4 protein-coding genes and 1 pseudogene are annotated in these 5,288 nt (G+C 42.9%); all 5 read right to left on the bottom strand.

Annotation, left to right across the window (positions count from 1 at the left end; all coding sequences use genetic code 11):
- Positions 1–22: 22 nt before the first annotated feature.
- Positions 23–1,405 carry an argininosuccinate lyase gene (gene argH / locus ACFE90_RS35715; protein WP_375506988.1) on the bottom strand — a complete coding sequence of 461 codons (1,383 nt, stop codon included), beginning with the start codon at positions 1,403–1,405 and terminating at the stop codon, positions 23–25.
- Between the two features lie 84 nt (positions 1,406–1,489).
- Complete coding sequence (locus ACFE90_RS35710) at positions 1,490–1,699, bottom strand: hypothetical protein (RefSeq protein WP_375506987.1); 210 nt, start codon at positions 1,697–1,699, stop codon at positions 1,490–1,492.
- A 106-nt stretch (positions 1,700–1,805) separates the two neighbouring features.
- Entirely contained in the window at positions 1,806–2,594 is a 789-nt protein-coding gene (gene larB / locus ACFE90_RS35705; RefSeq protein WP_375506986.1) for a nickel pincer cofactor biosynthesis protein LarB, read from the bottom strand.
- A gap of 72 nt (positions 2,595–2,666) precedes the next feature.
- Positions 2,667–4,484, bottom strand: a complete 1,818-nt coding sequence (locus ACFE90_RS35700) for an ABC transporter substrate-binding protein (protein ID WP_375506985.1) — start codon at positions 4,482–4,484, stop codon at positions 2,667–2,669.
- A gap of 89 nt (positions 4,485–4,573) precedes the next feature.
- A pseudogene (locus ACFE90_RS35695) lies at positions 4,574–5,260 on the bottom strand (aspartate carbamoyltransferase); the annotation flags it as partial.
- Positions 5,261–5,288 lie beyond the last annotated feature (28 nt).

The following is a 5,288-nucleotide window of genomic DNA, read 5'->3' as shown; positions in this document are numbered from 1 at the left end:
CCCTTGCTCCCCACTCCCTCTATTAAGCCAGTTGAGCGCGGGCAGCTATGAGTGCTTTGCTTACCTGTACAAAACCAGTGCCACCATAACTGTTGCGAGCTGCCACAACTTGACGGGGGGATATCGCCTCATAAATATCTGCTGCAAATGCCGGATGTAGTTCTTGCCACTCTTCCAATTTCAAATCTTTTAGGAGTTTACCTGCGGCAATACTAGTTTTTACCACCTTACCCACAAGGTTGTAAGCTTCCCGGAAAGGAACGCCCCGTGCTGCCAGATAATCTGCTACATCGGTAGCGTTAGAAAAATCTTCCGCCACAGCTTCTGCTAATCGCTGGGTACGAAATTCCAAGCCTTCCCTGAGCAAAATCGTCATTGCTTCCAGAGAGGCTTTGATTGTATTGACGCTATCAAATAAACCTTCTTTATCTTCTTGCAGGTCTTTGTTATATGCCAAAGGTAGCCCCTTCATAATCACCAACATCGCCTGGAGATGACCAAATACACGTCCCGTTTTCCCTCGTACCAATTCTGGTACATCAGGGTTTTTCTTTTGGGGCATGATACTGGAACCTGTGGCACAGCTATCTTTGAGGGTGACGAAGCGGAATTCTTCTGATGACCAAAGAATGACTTCTTCTGCAAGGCGGCTGAGGTGAACCATAATCAAGCTAGCGGCACACAAGAATTCGATCGCAAAATCGCGATCGCTTACTCCATCGAGGCTGTTAGCATAAATATCGTCAAAATGCAATAGTTTGGCTGTGTAGTGGCGGTCAATGGGGAAAGTAGTTCCTGCTAAAGCTCCGCATCCCAAAGGTGAGATGTTCACGCGGCGAGAAACGTCTCCTAAGCGTTCCCAGTCGCGTTGCGCCATTTGAAAGTATGCCAAGAGGTGATGAGCTAAACTCAGGGGTTGGGCGCGTTGTAGGTGAGTATAGCCAGGAATCAGAGTTTCAACGTTTTTTTCAGCTATATCCAGTAAAACCCCTTGAAATTCTCGCAATTCCCTTTTAATTTGTTGGATTTGGTCGCGGAGGTAGAGTCGGGTATCAGTACCAACTTGGTCATTACGCGATCGCGCCGTATGCACCTTTTTACCCACATCGCCAACAATTTCTGTCAGTCGCCGTTCAACTGCAAAATGTACATCTTCAGCATCAACACCAGGCTGAAATTTACCGTGGCGGTACTCTTGACGAATTTGTTCTAAACCTGCAACCAGTTGCTCTCCTTCTTCTGGGGAGATGATACCCGTGTGAGCGAGCATTTTGGCATGGGCTTGAGAACCAGTCAGGTCATATTCGATTAATTCAATATCAAAACCTATACTGGCATTAAAACGAGCGATCGCTGGATGCAACGCTGATTCAAACCTCTGGCTCCAAGTTTCTTCTTTGGTCATAAATATTATCAGGGGAGGGGCATCAATTTTGGATTTTAGATTTTGGATTAATCTAAAATCTAAAATCCAAAATCTAAAATTTCTTTAACCGTAGCTAGTTAGATTCCGAATCATATAGCCAATGACTAAACCAATCAACAATGCCCACACTTGACCTGTTTGTATAAAGTGACGCCAAGATTTTTCAACCTGACCGATCAAGTCTGGATCGGTAATTGTTTGTGCTAGTAGTGCTGTCAAATTTACAGGCAAATGCCAATATAACTGAGATATCAAATCGCTGTAATGACTCATATTTGATGATTAAGAGGTTGGAGGTGGCAAAATTCAGCATCAGTTTATTTTTTAGATAAATTCCTGAGATTTACTGAAATCTTGGGTGTAACTTCAATGTCTTAACTCAAGATGCAGCCGATGCCAACCGCAATTTCTCGGCAGTCCGCAAAATTTGCCCCGCTAAAACTGCTGCACCAAAACCATTATCGATATTTACTACGCCTACTCCCGCAGCACAAGAGTTAAGCATTGTCAATAAAGGTGCTAATCCGCCAAAACTTGCGCCATAACCGATGCTGGTGGGTACTGCAATCACAGGACAACTCGCTAAACCAGCAACAACGCTGGGTAAAGCGCCTTCCATCCCCGCTACGACAATCAACACCGATGCGGACTCAATCAGATGGCGGTTACTCAGCAAACGGTGAATCCCCGCAACGCCAACATCCCAAAGGCGTTGGACGCGGAAACCTGAAAGTTCAGCAGTGACAGCAGCTTCTTCAGCAACGGGTAAATCGGCAGTACCAGCAGAAAGAATGCCAATTTCACCTGCAAATTGTGGTTCGATGGTAGGAGGAGCGATCGCACAAATTCGTGCCGATTCGTAATATCGCAAACCGCTAACTTTTGATTCCAGTGCGGTATAAACTGCTGGTTCAATGCGGGTTGCCATCACCACCGGGTTGCGGAGGCGCATCACCTCGATAATTTGAGCAATTTGGTCGGGAGTTTTACCAGGGCCCCAAATCACCTCTGGGAAACCAGTTCTTAGCTGGCGATGATGGTCAATTTTGGCAAACTCACCTACAGATTCATAAGTTAAATCTTTGAGTGAGTCGAATGCCATATCTGGCGTAACTTTACCATTGGCAACCGCTTCGAGGAGCGATCGCAAAGTTTCATGTTGAGACACTGGTCTGTTGTTTGAATTTTATAAATGTTCCCAAACGTGCCACTAAGGGCGGAGATTTTAATACTTTAAACTCTATTGTGTGACTTTCAGTTCATATTTATTCCATAGCGTTCCTCTTTGGGAACCAAGTGCAGAGAATTTGACGTTTTGGATGCGATCGCGCACTGCTACCAAAGATAAAGGATTTACTAAATAAATGTAAGGCAAATATTCCTGAGAGAGGCGTTGCGTTTCGGCGTAAATTTCTTTGCGCTTTACTTCGTCTAACTCTCGTGCTGCTTGAATGTAAAGACGGCCAATTTCCGCCTCCCAATCTGCAACTTGCCAACCAATAAGTGGCTCTTGTCCTGCTTGAAGTTTCTGATTGAAAGTGTGTAGTCCACCTGACGGTAACCAAACATTAGCCCCGTCATTTGGTTCAATCCCTCCAACAAAACCTAACATATAACATTCCCAATCGAGGGAATTAGAAAGCTTGTCTGTAAGGGTATTGAACGCAATTGGATTAAAATCAACTTGAATGCCGATTTTACTCAAGTCTTGCTTAATTTGCGCTCCCATTAACACACGAGTTTTATTTTCAGCATTCGTTAATAAACTGAAGCGCACCCGATTACCATCAGCATCTAGTAACTGTTTATTGGTATTATATTTAAAACCTGCATTTAATAACAATTTTTTAGCTTTCTCTTGATTATATTCATAAGCTTTAAGACCTTTTTCTGGAGGAAAGTAGTAAGGACTTTGAATCTCTATTGGCGAATTTTGCAACACACCAATCCCCCGAAAAACGTTATTTAGCATTGTTTTACGGTCGATTGCATAGGCAACTGCTTGTCTAAAAGCAAGGGTATTAAACCAATGGGATTTAATTGAGTCAACTACAGGCTGTCCGTTTTGCCGCCGACCTTTGTTGAGATTAAATGAAATATAAGTATTGGTGAATTCCGGGCCTCCATTGTAGATAGTAAACTTTCCACGTTTTTCTTCGCGCTTAAGTAGTGAAAAGTTTTCAGGAGAAACAGTAACTGTATCTAATCCTCCAGAGCGAAACTGAAGAATTATTGTATCAGTAGATTCAATAATTTGCCAAACAATACGTTCAATATATGGTAATTGATTCCCTTGGCTATCTTTGCGCCAGTAATAAGGATTGCGCCGAAATACCACACGTTGGCTGGGAGTATAACTTTCTATTTTATAAGCACCGTTGACAATAATTTTACTGGGTTCTGTATCCGTTCCCCAAGTAGATAGAAATTTAGGATTACCTTTAGTATCTTTAGATTTAAATGATTCAAATAAAGCATGTTTTGGCAAAATTCCAACTGAATTTGTTGATGCTCCGGTTGTGGTGGAAAGGAAAGGAGCAAAAGGCTCAGGTAGAATAAATTCAATTTGGCGATCGCCTATTTTTCTGATTTTAGGAAAACTACCACTAGAACCAATTTTAAGACTATCTTTCCAATCGGTAGGAATCTGTGGATTGAAAATCACATCCTCATAGGTAAAGATAACATCATCTACGGTAAGTGGTTCGCCATCTGACCATTTCAAGTTTTCTCGCAAAGTAAAAGTGACTCGCTTTTTATCGTCAGAAATATCCCACGATTCAGCTAAAGCTGGCTCAATTTTGCCTGTAATTCCATTGAGGGTAGTTAGTCCTTCAGTCGTGAACAGAAAAACATGAGGATATTCCTGATTGAAAGCGTAGTTAAAAGTTTTCGGATCGCCGATAGTGCTTGTAACCCATTGTGATACTTGTGCCGCTTTACTCTCAAAATTAATTGGGTTGCAACTGATAAGAGCTATCTGACAAATTAAAAATAGACTGAATATTGCTAAAACCACAAACCCACGGTGGCGGGTAGGCAAAAGGGCAAAAATCATAAAACTGAAAGACTAAACTGTTTGCATAATACACCTCGTGTTCAGCCTTGACTGCATAAAGGTAAGTGGGGAGTGGGGGATGAGGAGATAATAAACTGCTGATTCTTGACTCCTGTCTCTTCCAAGATATACTCGGCAAATAATTTGGGTAAAAGGGTGGGTGGAGCTGCGAGATGCACTTCGGCACCACTGGCGATTAAACTCCAGATATTTGATCGCGCCACGCGAGAATGGAGAATATCGCCAACAATGGCAATCTTTTTACCTTTTAAAAGTTCTAATCGAGGACTAGCTGGGTCAATTAGAGTACAAATGGTAAATAAATCTAGCAGTGCTTGAGAAGGATGCTCATGTTGACCATCACCAGCATTGAGGATATTAACTTTTACACCTAAACGATCCATTTCAGCCGCGATCGCATTCGGTACTCCTGCCTCTCGATGGCGGACTACCATAATATCAGTTCCCATTGCCAAATAAGTTTTCGCCGTGTCGAGAATTGTTTCTCCCTTAGTCATAGAAGATGTGGCTGCGGCGAAGTTCAGCGTATCTGCACTTAAACGTTTCGCCGCGAGTTCAAAACTGCTACGAGTGCGAGTAGACGATTCAAAAAATAAATTCGCCACCACTTGTCCCTGTAAGGTTGGTACTTTCTTTGTCCGCCGTGATAGCACCTCTTGAAAACTGGCAGCAGTTTGCAAAACAGTATTATATTCAGCCGCCGTAAAGTCAGCTAGGGAAAGAACGTGATGACGATTCCAGGTGGTAGTAGGCATAGAATTTGGGGAGTGGGGACTGGGGATT

Source organism: uncultured Nostoc sp. (genome assembly GCF_964245445.1).
Lineage (GTDB): Bacteria > Cyanobacteriota > Cyanobacteriia > Cyanobacteriales > Nostocaceae > Nostoc.
The sequence above is the reverse complement of the archived record's forward strand: the minus strand, read 5'-3'. Positions and strand labels throughout refer to the sequence as shown.